This window comes from Spirosoma koreense, from assembly GCF_054777875.1.
Window position 1 is genome coordinate 395,606 of record NZ_BAAHAC010000022.1, and the last position, 20,469, is coordinate 416,074.

The window sequence follows — 20,469 nt, forward strand, 5'->3', positions numbered from 1 at the left end:
TTTTGCTCACTCGCCCCGCAGGGCTGAGTGGTGGGTGGTCAGCAGCCAGTGCTGATAATGATCAGTTGGCCATCTACCACTTCGTAATAAACACCAATAGCGCTGCAGATGTGGTTAAGCCGTTGATACAGCCCTTCATTGGCCGATAAAGTTGTCGTGATCAGACACTGGCTTAGAAGCTGCTTATCGAAGATGATATCCAGTCCGTATTGCTTTTCCAGGACGGTTAGTACTTCCGAAAAAGGTTTGTCTTCAAAGCTCAGCACCTGGGATGCGGCTGACGACGATACGATTACCGGCTGCTCAATCAGGTCTTTGGCTAATTGGTTGGTGGCCCGTTCAAACGTGGCGCGTTGGTTGGGCGTCAGCACCACTCCGGCTACCTGCGAATCTGGGCGTTGGGCGATCTGATCGAAATTGTGACGGGTAAATACGGATACCCGGCCCGTGCGAACGACTACGCGAACGGTTTTATCCTGTTCGTAGGCCTGCACCCGAAAACTGGTGCCAACCACTTTCGTGACGGTTCCGCCCGCAAAGACCAGGAAAGGCCGGGCCGGGTTTTTAGTGACCTCAAAAAAAGCTTCACCCTGTAGGTAAACCTCGCGCTTGTTGGCAGCAAACGATTTGGCGTAACGCAAGCGACTGTTGGGCAGTAGGCGCACCGAACTACCGTCGCTTAATGTGATGATTCTAGGCTGGGCAGTATTGTTTACTTCTTCGTGCTGATTTATAGCATCAATTGAGGTTGTCAGCGACGAACGGTCAGCAGTGAGGTGGGTTATACCGTTTCTGTTGAACCACCAGCCTACTCCTAATGCCAGTACGATACCAGCAGCAACAGCCCAGCGGTTCCATCCTGGACTATATCGCCTGATTCGTCTCACAGGCACTTGTGGCTCGTCTTCCTGCCTGATCCGACTGCGTAAATTTTGCCAGATGGCTTCCAGCTGATCTGCATCGGTTGCCAAGAGTTCTCCGGGTTCAGTTGCCCGGTTAAGCTGCTGCACCAGTTGGATGGCCCGCACTACGGTAGCGACCTGTTGCGGATGCTTCTGTAGCAACCCGATCCAAAACTGATCCGTCGATGGATCAGGCTGCATTACCCACCGCCGAAAGTCCGAATCGGCGGCTAATTCTTCCGCGCTGTAATTGGTATATTCCATTCTACATCTTATCTCAACGACAAGAGTGGAACAATACTGGTTTTAACTCATTATTTCTAAAAATAATTTTATAAATGGCCGACGCGAGATCACCAGGTGGCTTATTCTTCCTGGTGTTTATGGGATTAGTGTAGTAAGCCACCAATAGACGAACCACATTGTGTTGGACAATAACTGGCGCAGTGTGTGAATAGCCCGGTTGATATTGTTGGTTACCGACTGAGCGTTTATGCCCATAAGGGAAGCTATTTCTTCGTTGCTGAGCTGGTGATAATAAGCCAGCACGAGGGCTTCCTGCTGCCGGGTTGGTAATGAATTGACGGCTTGACGCAGCCGGTTTACCTGATGCTCCCGCGTGTCCAGATCCGACAGCAAGGTTTCCATGGACGGTATGCTCAGCAGGTTTTCGATACCCTGCAGCTCATCGGCCTGGTACAGTGGATCGGATCGGAGAGCAGGGTTCCCCACCAGCCGATTCCGCAGGATCCTCAACAAGTAATACCGGACGTTTTTAGGCGTGGTCAATGTGGTACGATATTTCCAGATTTCCAGAAATACGTCCTGTACGGCATCGGCTACATGGTCTGAGCTGGCATGCAGTCGTTTCCCATAAGTAAGCAGCGGACCGGCATGAACGCGGTAAAGTTGTTCAAATGCCTGCTCATTGCCTTTAGTGAATGCATCCCATAGTAGGGCATCAGTTGGAAAAGTGTTGTAACGGCCATTCACCAGGGTATGTATCTACTTGTTAGACCTATCCAGTATAGCCTCATCCGCATGGCCGTATGCCCGAAGGCAGAACTCGATCACTCAATTCACAGGACGATCTTGCCCCTTAGGGCTAAATTCATACCAGCAACTTCTTAAAAAAAGCTCAGCCGTAAGACGAACGAGCTTTTAAACTACCAACCTATCTTTAAGAAATTAGTGTGAGGCTCGGCCTGATTTCATGCCGGGCCTGTGGGCATAAGCCTTTGTTATACAGATGACTTCACCGTGCAATCCAGGGTTGACTTTTTGAACCCATGGGCATAGAATAAAACGATATCGCAAAATAATAGTACTATACTAAGGAAAAGTTTTATTCAATTAGCTAATTTTACCATTATTTTGGCAATGCGACTAAACGGAGATACTTTTTTGAGTCAATAGAACGGTATGAAACCGCAATTACTGAAAGTTCCTGTTTTGTCTAACTGCTCGTTCAGCATTCGACAGGACACAGCGCCTTTTTTTTATAATCGCTGGCATTATCACCCCGAGGTAGAGTTAGTCTATATCGAGCAGGGAACCGGCACGCAGTTCGTAGGAGACAGTATACAGAGTTTTCAGCCGGGGGATATTTTGTTGATTGGCCGGGATTTACCGCACTACTGGCGTTGTGATGACGCTTATTTCGAAAACCGTCATGACTTGTATGCTCAGGCAGTCGTCGTTCATTTCCGGGAAAATTTCTGGGGAGATGCATTCCTGCAACTGCCCGAAAACCGAACAATTGTGCAGTTGCTGAGTAAAGCCAAACAGGGAATCCGATTGCGTGATCAGACTCGGGAAGATGTTAAACTAGTACTGCTTAGGATGTTGACCGAGTCAGGCACAAGCCGTATCGTATCGCTGATTCAGATCCTTTCAGCAATTGCTTCCTCAACGAACTGTGAGTTGCTGTCGCTAAGCAATTATTCGACCCAGTTTGATGAAGCAGACACGGACCGTATCAACCAGATTTATGTTTACTCGCTGGCTCACTTTCAGCGGAAAATTACACTGAAAGAAGTTGCCGCCGTAGCGAACATCAGCCCTCACTCGTTCTGTCGCTATTTTAAAGCCCGCAGCCGAAAATCCTATTCACAGTTTCTCCTGGAACTGCGCGTTCACCATGCCTGTAAACTGTTGATTGAGAATCGGATGAGTATTTCCCAAATCTGTTATGAAAGCGGTTTTAACCAATTTTCAGGCTTTAATAAATACTTCAAGCAGATTATGGGGAAAACTCCCATAAGTTACCGTAAAACGTTCAGAAGAGAATAAAACCAATTTTTAGCTAGCGTCGCTACTGGAAATAAGTGCAAAGTCCAGTATGGATTCTTGTCTCAATGGCTTCCGGGCGGATAGGAAAAAGACAACTCGACTCTTTACCCGGAAAGTCGCCCAGGCTTATTGGGCTGAACGGGTCCGGGTACTATTATCACAGCTTGCCTGGCGATTACTATGATATAATATCGGCGTCTTGAAAGTTATGTAATCATGTGTGATACTGAGTAATTCTAACGTAAAGAGTAGCCGTTACAGCACTTTTGATTCGTCTTCAATGAGCTTAAAAAAGCTATGAAGTTGGATTCGCCAGTATTACGTAAAGACCAAAGAGCCGGCAGGACAAAAACATAAGTATGGCCTTACAAGGTTTACGAAAATGCGTCGATCAGTAAGCGTCTGCCTGAATTGATTGGGTTTTATTCGGTAAGTTGAAAAGAGATAGGCAGATTTTATTTTCAGCGCAACTGACTTAGATATTTCTTCCGAACATTAGCTTTTCCGGCAATCGGGCTTACTGGTAATAGTGTGCATAACTTTTATTCGTTAGAACAGTCGACAAATGGGTGTTATACCGCCGACCAACGAACAAGTACTCTGGCTTGCGTTCCAGTCAGGCGATGAAGGTGCTTTCCGACAACTTTATCAACTTCATATTCGGCATCTGCTCAACTATGGGCTGCGTCTTTGCGACTCTTTAGCAACCGTTGAAGACTGTATTCAGGATGTATTCGCCGAACTTTGGCACTACCGACAACGGCTTACCCAACCGGCTTCGGTGCGCTTTTATTTGCTGAAGGCACTTCGCAACCGGCTCAAAGCCCAGTATCGCCGGGAGAAACCGTTCATATCGGGCTGGGATGATGATCGGGATGAAATCGGTCAATCGTACTTTAGCATCGAGCCGTCTGCCGAACAGCAGCTCATCGCTTTGGATATTGATGCTGAGCGGGCAGCGAAAATCCGGCTGGCTATGAATGCCTTATCACCCCGCCAACGCGAAATTATTTATCTCCGTTATTTTAACGACCTCTCCTATGAGCAGATCTGCGAGTTGATGAACATTAACTATCAAACGGCTCGTTCTCAGATTTATGCAAGTTTAAAGCAGTTGCGTATGCTGTTGAAAGACAAAGAGTTATCTCTGTTGCTGTCTATTGTATTCTTCAATTAGGGGAATTTTTTACATTTTTTATACTACAAAAAGCCGTCTTTGCTTCACTGTATGATTGATTAACCCGATGGTATGAAATCATATAGTGACTACCTGCCTTACGATGCCGAAGCATTTCTGATGGATGCCTCCTTTCGGGCCTGGATTGCGAAACCAACTCCAGAGATGACGGCATACTGGCAGGGGCTGGTGGAAACCTACCCACACCTTCGTGACCCATTTGAGCAAGCGCGGTTACTCGCTCAGGGATTAGTGGCTACCTGGATTCCCTTCTCTGAAGCGTATACGGCTGATTTATTTCAGCGTACGCTGGCTAATCGGGTGCCCGAGCGAGTGGAGGACACCGCTACGATTCGACCAATGCCACACGTATCGTATTGGACCTATGCCGCTGCCGCGCTGATTCCGTTGCTGGTGGGTGTATGGGGCTACCTCTATTTTTTTCAGGAACGGCTGATCCGGAACGGAAATGCCCAGTTTCAGACACTGACCTTGTACGATGGCTCGGAAGTCAGGCTCAATGCCAACAGTCAACTGCGTATTCCCTCCCGTTTCCACTGGCGGTCGAACCGGGAAGTCTGGCTGACCGGTGAGGGCTTTTTTGCGGTTCAGAAACAGAAAAATGACGAGACGGGGAGCTATCGGAAATTTACGGTTCATGCCGAGCGGGCCGAAGTAGCCGTATTAGGAACCCGGTTTACGGTTTATGCCAGGGCTCAACGGACGCAGGTACTGCTGGAAGAAGGACGGATTGCCCTGACCGACCCGGTTAGCCAAAAAACACTCGTGATGAAGCCAGGACAGCTAGCGACCTATCAGACCGGGGCGTCGCGCTACACACTCGTTAGGACCAATGCCGCTCAGCAGCGTCCGCTGACGGCCTGGCGCGATAAGCTATTGGTGTTTGAAAATGCGTCGATGGTAGTTCTCGGGCAACGGTTTCGGGAGGTGTATGGCGTGCAGCTAGTGTTGGAAGGCGAGGACTTTGCCGATCAGCAATTTACTGGCGAACTACCCCTCGATGATCAGGAGAAAGCTTTACGCATTCTCTCAGAAACCTTCGGGCTCAAAGCGGTACCGTATCAGAACCGCATCTATTTTATTCCCAGTCCAGTAAACTAACACAGGCCGTAGGCCTGTAAAAATAAAACCACACTCAGCGAGCGTGGCCTATTCAATTTATAATTTCTAAACAAAGAACGTAAAAAATGCCTAAACCCTTACAAAGTGAGTGCCTTCATTTTGCTGCATTGGCACTACTGACGGGCGGGATCGGTTCGGTTTCTGCCCAGACATTGGCCCTGGCTCGTTATCAGAACCCGTCGGGTATCACCCGGCCCGTACTTAATTCACTGGAGCTCAAAACCCTGCTTGGGCAACTGGAAGGCAAGTATGGAGTTCGGTTCAATTACCGGGCGGCTCTGGTTCGTTCGGTAACGATTTTGCCGCCCCCGCTGACCGAGTTTAGCGAGCAGATTCCCGAAACGTTGAATCGGATACTGGCGCCGAAGGAATTGCAGTGTATCCAGATCGATGCCCGTACGTATGTGATCCAGCCCATAAGCGGGACTAAAAAAGGGGCAAAGTCCGAATCGCCGAATACCGCAGACACCCGTTCAGTTCTTACTACGCCTTCACTCCCTTCCATTGTGTTTGAGCAGGTGCAGGAGCGTACCCTAACTGGGCAAGTTGTGGATGCCGCATCGGGTCAGGGGTTACCGGGGGTTAGCGTCGTGATCAAAAATAGCAGCAAAGGGACCGTTACTGATACGGACGGCAACTTTCGGCTGGTCATTCCCGATCAGGCCGAAGTCGTGGTTTTTTCATTCATCGGCTATATCTCGCAGGAGCTTTCGGTTAAAAACCAAACCATCCTGACCATCAGGATGGTCGCAGATACCAAAGCGCTCAACGAAGTGGTGGTGGTCGGGTATGGTACCCAGAAGAAATCGGACGTGACGGGTTCGGTTGCTACCATTACGGCCGACAAACTGAAAGCCCAACCCGTTGCGGGTATCGATCAGGCCTTAGCTGGGCAACTTCCGGGGGTACAGGTTACCCAACCGTCGGGTGCGCCAGGGGGTGGCGTTCGGGTTCGGGTGCGCGGGGCCGGGTCTATTTCATCGAGTAACGAACCGCTGTATGTGATTGATGGCTATCCGGTGCAGGGTAACTTCGATCAGAACTACAATCCGCTGACGACTATTAACCCGGCTGATATTGAATCCATTAACGTGCTCAAAGATGCCTCCTCAACGGCTATCTATGGGTCGCGCGGGTCAAATGGGGTTGTGATCATTACCACCAAGCGGGGAAAAGCCGGAAAAACGCGGATTGATTTCGATGCCTATGTCGGTACGCAGTCGCTGGATCGACCCATCAAGATGCTCAATGCCGCGCAATTAGCCGAAATCGGTACCGAAGCTCGAAATCAGTATTACCGCGATGTCATTGGGGGTAATCCGGCCGATAGCAATGAAGAGCGATTGAAAAAGACATCGGCCGGGCTGGCCCTGATCCCTCCCTTCTTTACCCAACCCAGTCAATACGATACGGACTGGCAAAAGGCATTTTACCGGGCTGCACCTATTAGCAGTTATAACGTGTCGGTCAGTGGTGGTAACGAACGGACTACGTTTTCGGTAGGAGCTGGGTATTTCAACCAGCAGGGCATTATCCCCAACACCAACCTGTTACGCTACTCGGTTCGGGCCAATATTGAATCGAAGGCCAGTGACCGACTCAAAATTGGGGTCAGTTTGCTTCCATCCGTGCGGACCCAGCGCGTCGTCGATGTGGAAGGACACGTATCGGTTGGGGCCATATTAGGTACGCTTAATTTTCTGCCCCAATTTCCGGTTCAATACCCGGATGGCACCTATAGTACCATGACGAACATTCAATATGGGTTTCAGACACCCGAAAATCCACTGGTGCTGGTGAATGAAGAAAATCGGCAGCAGTTGGCTTACCGGATGCTGGGAACGGTGTATGCCGACTACTCCCTCCTGAAAGATCTCAACCTGCGCGTAACCGTAGGGGGCGACCTGAATGCCTCGCGGGAAGATCGGTTTCGCTCCTCCAAAATTGGTAACCCAGGCCAGCCAGCACCAACTGTTCCCTCAGGATTCGCCAATGATGGGATGAGCTATAACTGGCTGAACGAGAATACCGCTACCTATACCCGACAGTTAGGAAGACATGGCTTCACGGCTTTGGCCGGCTATACGATTCAGAAAAACCGTTACTACGGCACATCCTTGACGGCCATCAATTTTCCCAATGATCTGGTCACCACCCTCAATGCGGGGCAAATTAACGGGGGTAATACATCGCGTGACGAATGGGCACTCTTGTCCTGGCTGGGGCGGATCAATTACAATTATCTGGATCGGTATCTGCTCACCGTGAGCTTTCGGCGGGACGGCAGCAGTCGATTTGGGGCGAATAACCGCTGGGGTAATTTCCCGTCAGTCGCGGCTGCCTGGCGAATCATCGACGAACCATTTATGAAGTCGGTCAAAGCGATTAGCGACCTGAAATTGCGGGCCAGCTACGGGCTGAACGGGAATAACTTTATCAGTAACTACGGCTCGATTGGACTCATCAGTACATCCAACTACATCACCGGGGCCGGTACAGGGGCACTGGCCAATGGGCTGGTACCGTCGTCGATAGCGAATCCCGATCTGACCTGGGAAAAATCCAAGCAGGTCGATGTAGGACTCGAAGTTGGCCTGTTCAGTAACCGCCTGTTGCTTACCGCCGATTATTATAACCGAATAACCTCGGGCTTGCTGCTGAATGTGCCAGTTCCGTCGATCACGGGTTTTACCAATGCCCTGCAAAACATTGGTCAGGTAAAGAATTACGGGCTGGAATTTGGCCTGACGAGTCGGAATATAGTGGGTAAAGTTTTCACCTGGACGACAGATGCCAATATCTCCTTCAACCGGAATCGCGTGCTGGCGCTAGGGCCCAAAGGCGACCCCATCCGTAGTTCCACCGACGTGGCCGATACGCACATCACCCAGATTGGATCGCCCATCAGCAATTATTATGGCTACCAGGTCGACGGTATTTTTCAGAACCAGGCGCAGGTCGATGCGGGTCCAACCTGGGCGGCACCGGTCATTACCCGGCCCGGCGATTTCCGATTTAAAGACATCAATGGCGATGGGAAAATCGATGCCAACGACCGGACGATCATCGGTACGCCGTATCCTAAATTCGTTTTTGGTCTAACGAATACGTTTAGCTACAAAGGCTTCGACCTCAGTATATTATTGCAGGGATCGCAGGGAAATCAGGTGTTGTATTTGCAGCGCCGTTTCTTCGGATTCGTCAATTCCAGCAATGCCTATGCGGATGTGGTAAACCGGTGGCAGAGTGAAGCCAATCCGGGCGATGGCAAACATCCGCGGGCGTATCCGGCGGGTAACTCCAATCAGGTAACGTCCTATTATGTGGAAGATGGCTCCTATCTGCGGATACGCAACGTTTCGCTGGGCTATCGGCTACCTGCCCGTTGGGCCGAACGCATCGGGATGCAGAGCCTCCGCATCTACACGACGGGCCAGAATCTCTACACATTTACCAAGTACGCGGGATACAACCCCGAAGTCAACCGAAACTACAGTGGCAATCCGCTCGTCGAAGGGGTCGATTATGGGGTTTACCCACTCGCCCGCAGTTTCACCGTTGGTTTGAATGCTTCCTTCTAATCCCTGCTTTTCCATGAAACGTTTTTCAACTGGTTTACTCCTCTTACTTGGACTGGCCTCCTCGGCTTGTCAGGACGACTTTCTGGCGTTGTCGCCCATTACGTCGGCCAACGTCGATAAATTTTACCAGACCCCGGCCGATTTTCAGACGGCCATTCTGGGGGCATATTCGACCTTACAAACGGGCGGTATGTACGGCAACTGGTTCTTGTTTGCCGAAGAACGCTCCGACAATACCGAGCAGGAAGATTATGCGGGCACAACACAGGTGTATGGCGATTTTGATACGTTTACCCTACTGTCTACGAACAGTTTTATCTCCGATGCCTGGAATGCCCATTATCGGTTGATCAATCAGTGCAATACCGTGCTGAGTCGGATTCCTGCAGTGAATTTCCCGGACGCTTCTCAAAAAGACCAGTTGATCGGCGAAGCTAAATTTTTGCGGGCATTAGCCTATTTCAATCTGGTACGGGCCTATGGCGATGTTCCACTGGTAACAACAGCCATTTCCGGAGCCGAAGCCTACCAGGTCAATCGGAGTCCAGTGGCTGATATTTATACCCAAATCGGTAACGACCTGACCGATGCTAGTGCGAAATTGCCAGCGAGTTACACGGGAGCCAACATCGGTAGAGCCACCAAAGGCGCTGCGGCAACATTGCTGGGGAAAGTGTATCTGACCCAAAAGCAATATGCTCAGGCCGTCCAGACACTGAAAACGGTGATCGATGCCGGTACTTACAGTTTGCTCCCTTCCTTCGCCAGTGTATTTCTGGATGCCAACGCGCAGAATAAAGAATCGATCTTCGAAGTAGCTTACAAAGCCAGCAGCCAGGGCGAAGGCAGTATCTATGCAACCACGTTTTCGCCGAAGCGGGGTGCCGTTTACATCACCGGTCAGGGGAACGGACAGGGCTATAACCGGCCTACGCAGAATATGATTGCCGCCTATGAACCGGGTGATTTGCGCAAACCTGTGTCGCTGAGCGAAACCTGGACCGATGGCAAGCAGGTTTACAATGACCCGTATGTGAAAAAACAATTCATTACCCCCTTAGCAACCGCGTATGATGGCGATGGGAACTGGATCGTGCTGCGCTACGCGGATGTACTGCTTATGTATGCCGAAGCCCTGAATGAACAGGGGCAGACTAGCCAGGCGCTTCCCTTTCTTAATCAGGTTCGGGTTCGGGCCGGACTCACAGAACGGGCTGGTCTGTCTCAGGCCGATGCCCGGCTCGCCCTGGAACAGGAACGTCGCGTTGAGTTAGCCTTTGAGGGGCATCGCTGGTTCGATCTGGTTCGAACGGGCCGTGCGCTGACCGTAATGAAAGCTACGGGTAAGACCGTCTCAGAGCGGGATTTATTGTTCCCGATTCCCCAGCAACAGATTGACATAAACCCATTGTTGAAACAAAATGCGGGGTATTAAGAAAATGGATAATGAATAATGTCAAATGAATAATGTCAAATGAATAATAGATGACGATTGCATTTAAACTATTTGATTATCAGCGGTAATTTATTATCCATTATTCATTTGACATTGTCCATTATTTCAAGCTCATGCAAGCGCTTCTGTTTTTGTACCTGATCGCCGGGTTATTTACCCGGTCTGGGCCAGTAGAGCCACCCGGCAAAAATCGGTTGACCGCGTTGACATCGCCCATTCTGTTTCGGGGTGATGAGCACACGGCCTATCGCGATCCGGCATTCCTGTATCTCCAGGACAGTCTGTACGTCTTTTTTACCCTGGTACGCATCGAGGAGGAGCATAAAATTTATTCCTACGTGGCCATGAGCCGGACGAAAGACCTCCAGCATTGGACACCTCTCCGCATACTAACTCCCCGCGACCAACGGCTCGATTACAGCAGCCCCGGCAACATTGTGCGGCAGGGCGATGAATGGGTGTTGTGCCTGCAAACGTATCCCCGGCCCGACTATACTACCGATCAAATGCCCCGGTATGCCACCCAGGATGCGCGAATTTTTACGATGCGAAGCCGGGATTTACTTCACTGGAGTAGCCCGGAGTTGCTTCGGGTGAAAGGTCCTGCTGTTGCTGAAAAGGATATGGGACGAATGATCGATCCATACCTGCTGGCCGATAAAGACGAACCGGGAAAATGGTGGTGCATTTACAAACAGAATGGCGTCAGTATGTCGAGTTCATCCGACCTGCGCCACTGGACCTTTGCTGGCCATACCGAGTCAGGCGAAAATGCCTGCGTATTAGTGGAGGATAATCAGTACATCCTGATGCATTCGCCGAAGAATGGGGTTGCCCTAAAACGATCAGCCGATCTGAAAAACTGGCAGGACTGGGGTGGGCTCATTACACTGGGCCAAGCGGACTGGCCCTGGGCCAGCGGGCGACTAACGGCGGGCGCGGTCCTGAACCTCAAACAAGTTCCTGCTTTTGGCAAATACGTGATGCTGTTCCACGGCTCTGGGCCACTGAGTGAAGAGGCTGGTGATTTTGACAAAAATGCGTCAATCGGTATTGCCTGGAGCGATGACCTGCTGAACTGGCAATGGCCCGCTCAGACCCGTTGACCCAATTGATCGTCACCTTACATACAACCAAAACATGCCTGAATGAAATCGAACGAACTCACCCGACGTACTTTTTTACACCAATCATCCCTGGCTGCGGCCAGTGTAGTCACTGCTTCATCCTTTCCCTCGCTTCCCCGAAACGCACCCAAACGCCGGGTGGCCATGGTCGGAACCGGCCACCGCGGAACCAGTATGTGGGGGATACCAGTCGTGCAGGAATTTGGCGACATCGTCGAATTTGTCGGCCTGTGCGACAAAAACGTGGGGCGGGTAAAAACGGCTCAGCAGCTTATGCAGGTGACCTGCCCGGTCTATACCGACTTCGACAGAATGATGCGGGAAACCAAACCCGACTTGTTGATCGTCACTACGGTCGACGCGACCCACGATCAGTTTATTATCAAAGGCATGGAGATGGGCGCTGATATCATTACCGAAAAACCCATGACCACCGATGAAACCAAATGCCGGTCTATTCTGGAGGCAGAAAAACGAACGGGTAAAAAGGTGACGGTTACCTTCAACTATCGGTATTCGCCCCACCGCCAGAAACTCTACGAACTGTTGCGGGAAGGCGTCATTGGGAAGATTACCTCGGTTGACTTCCACTGGTATTTAGACATTCACCACGGGGCCGATTATTTCCGGCGCTGGCACCGACTGCGCGAAAACAGCGGTTCACTTTGGGTTCACAAAGCCAGTCACCACTTCGATTTGCTGAACTGGTGGCTGGAGTCGGAACCGGAGCAAGTCTTTGCGCAGGGGTCGTTAGACTTTTACGGAAAAAAAGGCCCTTTTCGGGCGGAAAACTGCCGAAGCTGCCCCCATAAAAGTGACTGCAGCTTTTACTGGGACATGACGAAGGATAAACGGTTGACGGCTCTGTACATCGACAACGAACAGTATGATGGTTATCTGCGGGATGGTTGTGTATTTAAAGAAGATGTCAACATAGACGATAAAATGGCAGCTACCATTCAGTATGCCAATGGGGTCAATGTCAGTTATTCGCTGACCACCTATTCCCCTTACGAAGGCTATCGGATTGCCTTTAACGGAACGCAGGGACGACTGGAAGCATGGATCAAGGAAGCAGGAAAGATGCCAATCGAACCGCAGGACGAACTTATGTTATCCAAAAACTTTGGCGAAGTCGAGTATATCAACGTACCTCAGGCGGAGGGACATGGCGGAGGAGATGCACGCCTTCGGGATAAGATTTTTCGGAACCCTAACACGCCGGATGCATTTCGCCAGACGGCCGGAAGCCGGGATGGGGCCATGGCGATTCTGGTCGGCATTTGCGCTCGAAAAAGTAAGCAAACCGGTCAGCCCGTGCGTATTGAGGAGATATCCGGTCTGAAACCAAAAGCGATAAAAGCATAAGGATATATCATTGTACATCATAGGATTGGTAATTGAGTAAAGCCTCACCACCTTGTGTGATTGCTTTCTTTTAAAACTAAAACCCCTACTTAAGATGATAAAAAAGTTACTACTAAGCGGCTATTGTTGCTGCTCAGCACTGATCGGGTTGGCTCAGCAGGAAATTCCGTTGTATACGGGTGCCATACCGAATGCAAAAGCATCCGAGGTCAACGAAATTAAACGGGCCGATCAGAGTGTAACCAATGTAGTTCAGCCAACGCTGACGCTCTTTTTACCACCGAAAGAAAAAGCCACCGGGACGGCTGTCATCGTCTGCCCCGGCGGTGGCTACGAAACGCTGGTCATGAAGCGGGAAGGCTTCGACATTGCCGAAGCCTTTACTAAACTGGGCGTGGCCGCTTTGGTGCTGAAATACCGGCTACCCAGCGAGAAAACAATGATCGACCCGTCCATTGGCCCGTTGCAGGATGCCCAGCAGGCGTTGAAAACAATTCGCCAACGCGCTACCGAATGGGGTATCGATCCGAAACGAATCGGGATCATGGGCTTTTCGGCTGGTGGCCATCTGGCTGCTACGGCCGGAACTCATTTTCAAAAGCCGGTCATCGACAATCCGGAAGGCATAAACCTGCGCCCGGATTTTATGATTCTTGTTTATCCGGTGATTAGCCTGTCGTATGAAATCGGCAGCGAGAAAACACGCAAAAACCTGCTTGGTCTGTCGCCCAAACCGGATCAAATCCGGCTCTATTCCAACGAATTACACGTTGATAAAACCACTCCACCCGCTTTCCTGACCCATGCGGGTGATGACTCGAAGGTGCCCGTCAAAAACAGTGTGGTATTTTATGAGGCTCTCCAGCAAAACGGTGTTCCAGCCGACCTGCATATATACCACAAAGGCGAACACGGCTTCGGTAAAACCCCGACGTTCGAGGAGTGGTTTGGGCGAATACGACAATGGCTGACGGACACCAGCTTGCTCACTCCATAACCAGGATGATCTGTTGAGATAATCGTGGTAGGTACAAATTATATACATAGCCAGGGTGCGTTGGCTTAACCATCGAAGAGTTAACTAAACCGGGAGGATCAAAATACAGGGGATGTATTACTTCTTATTTTCCACCCTAGGATCAAATTTGGTAAGATAATTCTGGCTTAAAGAAAGGGATTCCTACAGATTCGTTCACGAAAACCCTTGTCCAGAGAAGCGCTTATCGTAACTCTGGAAGACAGTCAGATCTTTGTCCACAGGTAGGAATTAACAACTTGTTGCCAACTTTCGACCCATGAGCTGGTTAAACTATTCAGAGGCTACTGTAAAGGAGTAGGTATCGCAAATTTTGTGTAAACAAGCGCAGCGGCTTGGCGACCAACCGGTCTTTCCCCAACGGCGCCATTCGCGGGGCAGGACTCAAAAAAATCAGGATCTTGTCGATGCATCCTTTCCAGTGATAGTAGCAGTAGCCAACTTTTCGACGATGCCTTCAGGACTCTTTGCTTTATTGGATGATATTTCGGCGTTGGTAAAAGCAAGTGCCGCCAGTTTAGATGATATACCGACTCAAATCGCGAAAACGACCGGAAAAGTGTCGGGCATTGTCATTGATGACACGGCCGTCACGCCCAAGTATGTTGTGGGGCTCGATCCATCGCGGGAGCTGGCTATTATTTATCAGATTGCTAAAAAATCGCTGATCAATAAACTCCTGATCTTAAGTCCAGCCGCCTTGTTGCTTGGCTACTTTGCTCCCTGGGCTATTACGCCTATTTTAATGGTAGGTGGTGCTTATTTATGTTTTGAGGGCTACGAAAAGGTTCATTCTCTGTTTAGCCACCACGATAGGCACGCTGAACATGAGCCGGTAAAAGAGATTACTCCCGATGAGCTGGAGAAGGAACGAGTGGATAGTGCGGTTCGCACGGATATTATTTTGTCGGCCGAAATTATGGCCATTGCGTATAGCCAGGTAACTGGCCAGGCGATTGTGAACCAGATTGTCGTGATGGTAGCAGTGGCTGTTTTTATTACGGTGGCTGTATATGGGTTTGTTGGCCTGATTGTTAAAGTCGATGATATGGGGCTGCACCTGGCTGGCAGTAAATACCCTCCTGCTACTCAGAAAATAGGCCGTGGGCTGGTAAAATTTATGCCGCATTTTCTGAGCTGGCTGGGTTATGTAGGTACAGCCGCTATGCTTTGGGTAGGTGCCGAAATCATTGCCCATGGCCTACCGTTTACCGCTCACTTACTGCATGATTTAGAACAGGGTTTGTCCTCAATGCCGGTAGTAGCCTGGTTTACCAAAGCCCTGGCCTCCGGAATTGCCGGGCTTATGCTGGGGTTTATCATTGAGAAGCTTGTGATGTTAGTCAAGAAGGCGTTTTTGTAACTCAGGTGTAGATGCGCGTGATTGAGCCACAATGGCCGGTCGGAATGCCACACCACCGGCTCCTGGGTGGGTATCAGGTAAGCACCTCGGGCATTCGCCTGTCGGGTTGGGCGACAGCCTAAAAGCGAAATGAATCAAGTGGTACGCCTAACTGATGGATAGATTGTTGGGGAAATGCCAGCTTGCCGGTGTTAGAGATAGTGCCCTCCAGTTTACTCGGTTCAGCTAGCTTAGGGTGTTGTCTTAGGCGGTAAAAAAATCGAATTTGTTTGGCTCTCATAGGGTCTGTTTAAGCATACACTGCTCCCTTCGACCCTGCCCGCTCTTAAACTGGAAACTAATCTTACGCTTTCCGCTCAGGCTCAGCTCCTTCTCATTGGACAGAGGGCAAAACGGGGATTGATCTGAGTCAATACTGCGCCTGTGGCTATGCCGGATACCGGGCTCCAGACAGCCTGGCTATTCCGACAGCCATGATTAACAAAATCCACTCCAACACCTATACCATCAAACTCAAAAGTGCTGGTGCTCTACGGATTGGCGCCTTTAATAGCCCTAAAAACAAAAACATCATCTATCTACCCGTACAAAACTACTACACTAGTTCTTACGTGCGCTACTTGGCCGTTACTCCAACCGGATCAAGCCCTTCTGACTGGATTGAGGTTGGTGATTTTTATTTTGATACCAGTGGCGGTCGGTTAAACGGATGGGGTACTTGGTAAGATGGGTATTTAGCGGGGGACGCAGACGGATCGGCTCGTTCTTCGTCTTTACAGCCGGGAGCTGCTGCAGCTATCTAGCGTGATTGATAAACGGAACCTGCGTTATGCTGGCTTCTCAGCTATATGATCCCAATTGGCCGATGTGACAGGAGTGCCAAGGAATATATGACGCGGTGGGACGAAATACTGGAGGTGAAGCAGCTCTGGATATTTAACTGGTAATTGAGCAGGACATAAGTACAAAAAATTCTGATGAGCTGAATAAGTCATTTTTTTGTAGTTATGATTGATCATTGGCTGTGGGCGGTGTCCTTTTGGTAGACCGTCGTTGCCGGGTCCGAGCCGGTTTAATCTCGTCTAGTTTTTTTCGACTGTCTAACCAGTTCCGGATCCAGGCAACAAACCAACCCCAAAAACCAAAGATGGACGCCGTGCCGAAAATAAAAGGCAGCGTACCCGAGTATTTCTCAATAAAGCGAGAAATCCGGGCTCCCATCGTCACATCCACTTTGATGTTGCGATGATAAGTCTGCAGGGCATAATTTTGATTTCCACCCTTATAATAAAGCTGGGTATTGATTACCAGGTGTAGCCACTGGGCATCTTCGGTCTGGGGAATTACTTCCCAGCTCCATTCAGTAGGACCGTCTTTTTTGATCACCTGGGTTTCCCGGCTAATCTGATTAATGACAAAATCGCTGCCCGATAGATGCGCATCCACAATGTCGCTGATACGAATCGAATCTGCAGTGAGTGTGTGCGCTGTTTTTGCCTGATCAATCCGGGGTATTAGGGTTTTGGCGAGTTCCTGTTTGGCCTGAGCGGGCGTTCGGTTAGGGTCGATGATGAGGGTGATGGGCTGGGGCTCACCAACATACATTAGTTTCGGCGTTGAAAAGGCGATGCTGGCTGGAAAAAGCTTGTGGATCAACGCCGTTAATTCTGCGCTTGGATCGCTGGCAGGACTAGAAGCCGGCTGGCCTTCTAAAGGACTGTTGGTCGAAAGATGCCCATCAGTAGCCTGATTGCCGTGAGCCGAATAAACAACGTACAGTGAATCTAAGCGCAACTGCAGACTATGGATCCGACTTTTGGTGGCAAATAACTTTTGTTGAAGGCTAACGGACGCTTCACCGCGGCCAACCGTCAAGGCTTTTCTGTATCCACTCATCTCAGCCTCCAGTTCACGACTTAATTTAGCGTGGGCCTCTTTCTCCCGCTGGTACTGCGATTTCTCCTCAATAAAATCACTCACATCTACTTCGGTGTTCCAGTCGGCCTCGGTCGAAGGGGCATCGTTAACAGGAGCTTTCTCTTTAATTGGGTGTTCGGGCGGGTCATCATGGAAACCCGACGAATCGCCAGGTATTGTCGCAATTTGCCCTGTTCCTTCTTCAAGAGCACGTAAAGCTCTCCTAAGTGAGTCGTCTTTCGAAGTACTGTCTGTCACCTCATCAGAGGCTATGTATTGGGAGGTATTGACCCATAGCGATAGCAAAACGGCTAGGCTAAGGCCAGCCAGGAAATATATCCCGACTGACTTGTATACTTTACGCATACCTTTGCTTTTTTTGTGGATAGAAAAATGCCTGTCAGGTCGCCAAACCTGGGCAGGCATTTTACTGTCAGCAAGGTAAAGAAAATTTTCTACAACGTATTTTGCTTGAACAAGCGCTACGCGATCAGGAGTTAATTGTTAAGGATGGGTTGCTCAATCGGTGCTTAAAAAGACTAGTGTCTTAGTAGATTGGGGTCGAAGAGTTATCCAACTATGCCTGGTAAGAAAGCGAGTGACAGAACCCTGAAAATCTCGTGTGAGATGGTTTAATAAATCGGCACAGTGAACTTTTCTAATTTCGCAAGATCATCAGGGCCGCGTACTTTCATCTGTTCGTTCTAAACCATGACGAATTCAAACCTTACGCGCATGATGTAAGTACCCACGGCCGAGGATTTTTTAACCCTTGAGAAGCGAATCGATAATTTCGAGCGGATTCTGACTATTCTGGTTGACCGTACACCAAACTGGTTTACCATCAAAGAGACTGCTGATGCATTACGCGTGTCGCGAATGACTGTTCATCGGTTAACACAGATGGGTAAGCTGTCTCCTCGTTATCAAGGAAAAAGAGTATTGTACGAGGTGTCGCAGATTCTGGCGTACATTCAGTCAACCCGCGTGGGCCCTGAAGCCGCGGATAGTCGTATTCTTGCGGCCAGATGAAAAAGTCAACGCTAACCCGACGCCTATACCCATGTTAAAAGTCCCCAGCTATGAAGAGTTCGAAGCCTTACTGAAACGCATTGATGCCTTAGAACGGGAAGTGCGCTACCTGCGCCAAAACGAAGTCGCTCGTATGACGATTGACCAGACGATAAAAGCTCTGCAGGTGTCGAAAATGACTCTTCATCGATTAGTAAAGGAAGGAAAGTTAGTGCCTCAATATGAAGGAAAAAGGCCTATGTTCGACATTGCTCAACTGCGCGAGTATATCCAGTCGAAACGGGTTAGTCCCGAAGCCGCCGACAAGCGTGTTTTGTCAGCGCTTCAGAACAAAAAATGAGCGGCTTACAATGAGCGAATCCTTTGGCGATTGACGCGTTTCTGAGCGAGCATATCTTTGATTGAAATTAGGTTTTCTTCTGTGATTTCTTGAATGTAAGACCTTCGATAACGGACAATTGCAGAACCAAAACAAAGCACCTTTATGTCCTTCGCCTGGTTTTGATTTGTGCTTAAACCCCGAATCATTTTACGTGCGGTGTCTATATCAACATCCCGAAATTAGGCAACCCAGCGTAGTGGCACGTATTTATCAATTCTCAACGCATGCAATTCCCGCTTGGCCTTTATCAGTTCATTTGTTGTATTTACATAGTTATCGATTATTTCTTTCAATTGTCCAGCGGGCAATACGACAATAGGGTCCATGGGTAAGTTTGTTAAGTGAACCTAAAACAAACAAAATCATGGGGCCCTTTCAAGCTCTATGCGAACTGTCTCACTCTCTGGCCATTCGGTAAGAATTAAAAAGGCCCGGCCATTAACCGAGCCCTCTTTGTTAGTTGGGGCAGATGGAATCGAACCACCATTACCTGAACCAAAATCAGGTGTAATCACCATTATACCATGCCCCAATTAAAGGGGTAACCAGCCAGCCGGATCTATAGCGCTTAAAGCGAAGTAACCCGACTGTACGACACCTTTTTGCAGAGAGAGCAGGATTTGAACCCGCGAGACTATTACATCTGCTAGTTTAGCAAACTGGTGGTTTAAGCCACTCACCCACCTCTCTATTTATCAACTGAACACCTGGAGCGATTCGAACCGCAACGGCGGATCGTACCCGTCAACAGTTTTGGATCAGACCGCCGAAGCGGACCGCTATCCTAACCACTGGACGACAGGTGTATTTTCAACTTGTGAGGTCCGTCCCGGAATCGAACCGGGGGTGGAAGTTTTGCAGACTTCTGCCTTACCGCTTGGCCAACGGACCTTTATAAAGCCTACTAATCCAATTATGAATTAGTAGCTTGGTTGGCGCTGAGGGATTCGAACGGCAGCGGCCGACCGTCCACTCACCTGAAGGAACAGATTTACAGTCTGCTGCAACTCTCCCGCGTTGCCGAGCGCCAGTAAACGAAAAGCCCCTACCGGTTTTGACGCGATAGGGGCTCTCTATGAAAAAGTCTTTTGAACCTTAGTCAATAGCACCCCTATGCAGCCAATACTGGCAGCACAGACTTTGGGGTTGATATTGATTGCGGTTGATCATGCTGCAAAAGAATGAGAAAGAAATGAGAGTTCCAAAAAACTACTGAAAAATGTAATTCGCATCCTGCATGTGTTACTTGAGTTGCCGAAAGGTAGCCAGAGTAGGTTGTGCGACAGGTGGGACTTATTATGCGTATCTTATTTACCAAATAGTGATTAGATAGCCGATTTAAAACCAAATTCAAGCTATGAAACTGACGATCTTACTGCTGCTAACCTGGGTCACAACTTCTCTTAATCTGAATAATCTGGATGAGCCAATAATTAAAGTAACTAGAACATTTACTGACGCTCAAATCAAACAGACCGAGCAGCAGGTTCTACAACGATACGGAGTGAAAGTGGAGGTTAAGGTACTTGAGCGTAATAACAAAGGGGAGATTACAAATCTGAAGTGTGTACGCTATGATCAGGCAGGAAAGCAAGACAGTTCCTGTTCATCCGATAATTTCGGGTTATTAGTTATTACTCGGGAAGGTTGTAAGATTGCAACTCTAGGGCATGAGGACCAGATTTAGAACAAC

16 protein-coding genes and 5 tRNA genes are annotated in these 20,469 nt (G+C 49.4%); 13 read left to right on the forward strand and 8 right to left on the reverse strand.

The features are described from left to right. Positions 1-38 precede the first annotated feature (38 nt). On the reverse strand, positions 39-1,166 hold the full coding sequence (locus tag ACYVC2_RS15055) for a FecR family protein (protein WP_461103274.1): 1,128 nt from the start codon (positions 1,164-1,166) through the stop codon (positions 39-41). 117 nt (positions 1,167-1,283) lie between these two features. Further along, positions 1,284-1,895 carry an RNA polymerase sigma factor gene (locus tag ACYVC2_RS15060; RefSeq protein ID WP_461103275.1) on the reverse strand — a complete coding sequence of 204 codons (612 nt, stop codon included), beginning with the start codon at positions 1,893-1,895 and terminating at the stop codon, positions 1,284-1,286. A gap of 429 nt (positions 1,896-2,324) precedes the next feature. Here ACYVC2_RS15060 and ACYVC2_RS15065 point away from each other — a divergent pair, with 429 nt between their 5' ends. From ACYVC2_RS15065 to ACYVC2_RS15110, 10 genes are all read left to right on the forward strand, one after another. Continuing rightward, positions 2,325-3,194 carry an AraC family transcriptional regulator gene (locus tag ACYVC2_RS15065; RefSeq protein WP_461103276.1) on the forward strand — a complete coding sequence of 290 codons (870 nt, stop codon included), beginning with the start codon at positions 2,325-2,327 and terminating at the stop codon, positions 3,192-3,194. Positions 3,195-3,759: 565 nt separating this feature from the next. Further along, on the forward strand, positions 3,760-4,371 hold the full coding sequence (locus tag ACYVC2_RS15070; RefSeq protein ID WP_461103277.1) for an RNA polymerase sigma factor: 612 nt from the start codon (positions 3,760-3,762) through the stop codon (positions 4,369-4,371). A gap of 72 nt (positions 4,372-4,443) precedes the next feature. Next, complete coding sequence (locus tag ACYVC2_RS15075; protein WP_461103278.1) at positions 4,444-5,493, forward strand: FecR family protein; 1,050 nt, start codon at positions 4,444-4,446, stop codon at positions 5,491-5,493. An 86-nt stretch (positions 5,494-5,579) separates the two neighbouring features. Then, positions 5,580-9,095, forward strand: a complete 3,516-nt coding sequence (locus ACYVC2_RS15080) for a SusC/RagA family TonB-linked outer membrane protein (RefSeq protein ID WP_461103279.1) — start codon at positions 5,580-5,582, stop codon at positions 9,093-9,095. 13 nt (positions 9,096-9,108) lie between these two features. Then, complete coding sequence (locus ACYVC2_RS15085; protein WP_461103280.1) at positions 9,109-10,530, forward strand: RagB/SusD family nutrient uptake outer membrane protein; 1,422 nt, start codon at positions 9,109-9,111, stop codon at positions 10,528-10,530. Between the two features lie 134 nt (positions 10,531-10,664). After that, on the forward strand, positions 10,665-11,657 hold the full coding sequence (locus ACYVC2_RS15090; RefSeq protein ID WP_461103281.1) for a hypothetical protein: 993 nt from the start codon (positions 10,665-10,667) through the stop codon (positions 11,655-11,657). Between the two features lie 42 nt (positions 11,658-11,699). Then, positions 11,700-13,046, forward strand: a complete 1,347-nt coding sequence (locus tag ACYVC2_RS15095; protein ID WP_461103282.1) for a Gfo/Idh/MocA family protein — start codon at positions 11,700-11,702, stop codon at positions 13,044-13,046. Between the two features lie 94 nt (positions 13,047-13,140). Continuing rightward, the gene (locus ACYVC2_RS15100; RefSeq protein WP_461103283.1) at positions 13,141-14,043 is read left to right on the forward strand and encodes an alpha/beta hydrolase; all 903 of its coding nucleotides are present in this window, start codon (positions 13,141-13,143) and stop codon (positions 14,041-14,043) included. A 490-nt stretch (positions 14,044-14,533) separates the two neighbouring features. Continuing rightward, on the forward strand, positions 14,534-15,445 hold the full coding sequence (locus ACYVC2_RS15105; RefSeq protein WP_461103284.1) for a DUF808 domain-containing protein: 912 nt from the start codon (positions 14,534-14,536) through the stop codon (positions 15,443-15,445). A gap of 473 nt (positions 15,446-15,918) precedes the next feature. Then, on the forward strand, positions 15,919-16,170 hold the full coding sequence (locus ACYVC2_RS15110) for a hypothetical protein (protein WP_461103285.1): 252 nt from the start codon (positions 15,919-15,921) through the stop codon (positions 16,168-16,170). Between the two features lie 280 nt (positions 16,171-16,450). Here the strand turns inward: ACYVC2_RS15110 and ACYVC2_RS15115 are convergent, their stop codons facing one another. Further along, entirely contained in the window at positions 16,451-17,728 is a 1,278-nt protein-coding gene (locus ACYVC2_RS15115; protein ID WP_461103286.1) for a hypothetical protein, read from the reverse strand. A gap of 477 nt (positions 17,729-18,205) precedes the next feature. Between ACYVC2_RS15115 and ACYVC2_RS15120 the strand changes: the two genes are divergently transcribed. Together ACYVC2_RS15120 and ACYVC2_RS15125 are read left to right on the forward strand one after the other, a co-directional pair. Beyond that, entirely contained in the window at positions 18,206-18,394 is a 189-nt protein-coding gene (locus tag ACYVC2_RS15120; RefSeq protein ID WP_461107145.1) for a helix-turn-helix domain-containing protein, read from the forward strand. Between the two features lie 31 nt (positions 18,395-18,425). After that, the gene (locus tag ACYVC2_RS15125) at positions 18,426-18,734 is read left to right on the forward strand and encodes a helix-turn-helix domain-containing protein (RefSeq protein ID WP_461103287.1); all 309 of its coding nucleotides are present in this window, start codon (positions 18,426-18,428) and stop codon (positions 18,732-18,734) included. Positions 18,735-19,236: 502 nt separating this feature from the next. Here the strand turns inward: ACYVC2_RS15125 and ACYVC2_RS15130 are convergent. The 5 genes from ACYVC2_RS15130 to ACYVC2_RS15150 all read right to left on the reverse strand — a co-directional run bounded on the left by ACYVC2_RS15130 (position 19,237) and on the right by ACYVC2_RS15150 (position 19,806). Next, positions 19,237-19,308: transfer RNA gene (locus ACYVC2_RS15130), tRNA-Gln, on the reverse strand. A gap of 73 nt (positions 19,309-19,381) precedes the next feature. Continuing rightward, a tRNA-Ser gene (locus tag ACYVC2_RS15135) sits at positions 19,382-19,466 on the reverse strand. Between the two features lie 12 nt (positions 19,467-19,478). Beyond that, a tRNA-OTHER gene (locus tag ACYVC2_RS15140) sits at positions 19,479-19,582 on the reverse strand. Positions 19,583-19,596: 14 nt separating this feature from the next. Further along, positions 19,597-19,667 (reverse strand) — tRNA-Cys (locus tag ACYVC2_RS15145). Between the two features lie 38 nt (positions 19,668-19,705). After that, positions 19,706-19,806, reverse strand: a tRNA-Tyr gene (locus ACYVC2_RS15150). Between the two features lie 327 nt (positions 19,807-20,133). Here ACYVC2_RS15150 and ACYVC2_RS15155 point away from each other — a divergent pair. Further along, the gene (locus ACYVC2_RS15155) at positions 20,134-20,463 is read left to right on the forward strand and encodes a hypothetical protein (protein ID WP_461103288.1); all 330 of its coding nucleotides are present in this window, start codon (positions 20,134-20,136) and stop codon (positions 20,461-20,463) included. The last annotated feature ends 6 nt before the right edge of the window (positions 20,464-20,469 follow it).

Bases quoted from the DNA above. Each gene is read 5' to 3' on its own strand.
- ACYVC2_RS15075 (WP_461103278.1), top strand. From the start codon at position 4,444: ATGAAATCATATAGTGACTACCTGCCTTACGATGCCGAAGCATTTCTG.
- ACYVC2_RS15105 (WP_461103284.1), top strand. From the start codon at position 14,534: ATGCCTTCAGGACTCTTTGCTTTATTGGATGATATTTCGGCGTTGGTA.
- ACYVC2_RS15095 (WP_461103282.1), top strand. From the start codon at position 11,700: ATGAAATCGAACGAACTCACCCGACGTACTTTTTTACACCAATCATCC.
- ACYVC2_RS15080 (WP_461103279.1), top strand. From the start codon at position 5,580: ATGCCTAAACCCTTACAAAGTGAGTGCCTTCATTTTGCTGCATTGGCA.
- ACYVC2_RS15090 (WP_461103281.1), top strand. From the start codon at position 10,665: ATGCAAGCGCTTCTGTTTTTGTACCTGATCGCCGGGTTATTTACCCGG.
- ACYVC2_RS15085 (WP_461103280.1), top strand. From the start codon at position 9,109: ATGAAACGTTTTTCAACTGGTTTACTCCTCTTACTTGGACTGGCCTCC.
- ACYVC2_RS15155 (WP_461103288.1), top strand. From the start codon at position 20,134: ATGAAACTGACGATCTTACTGCTGCTAACCTGGGTCACAACTTCTCTT.
- ACYVC2_RS15125 (WP_461103287.1), top strand. From the start codon at position 18,426: ATGTTAAAAGTCCCCAGCTATGAAGAGTTCGAAGCCTTACTGAAACGC.
- ACYVC2_RS15055 (WP_461103274.1), bottom strand. From the start codon at position 1,166: ATGGAATATACCAATTACAGCGCGGAAGAATTAGCCGCCGATTCGGAC.
- ACYVC2_RS15070 (WP_461103277.1), top strand. From the start codon at position 3,760: ATGGGTGTTATACCGCCGACCAACGAACAAGTACTCTGGCTTGCGTTC.
- ACYVC2_RS15110 (WP_461103285.1), top strand. From the start codon at position 15,919: ATGATTAACAAAATCCACTCCAACACCTATACCATCAAACTCAAAAGT.
- ACYVC2_RS15115 (WP_461103286.1), bottom strand. From the start codon at position 17,728: ATGCGTAAAGTATACAAGTCAGTCGGGATATATTTCCTGGCTGGCCTT.
- ACYVC2_RS15100 (WP_461103283.1), top strand. From the start codon at position 13,141: ATGATAAAAAAGTTACTACTAAGCGGCTATTGTTGCTGCTCAGCACTG.
- ACYVC2_RS15065 (WP_461103276.1), top strand. From the start codon at position 2,325: ATGAAACCGCAATTACTGAAAGTTCCTGTTTTGTCTAACTGCTCGTTC.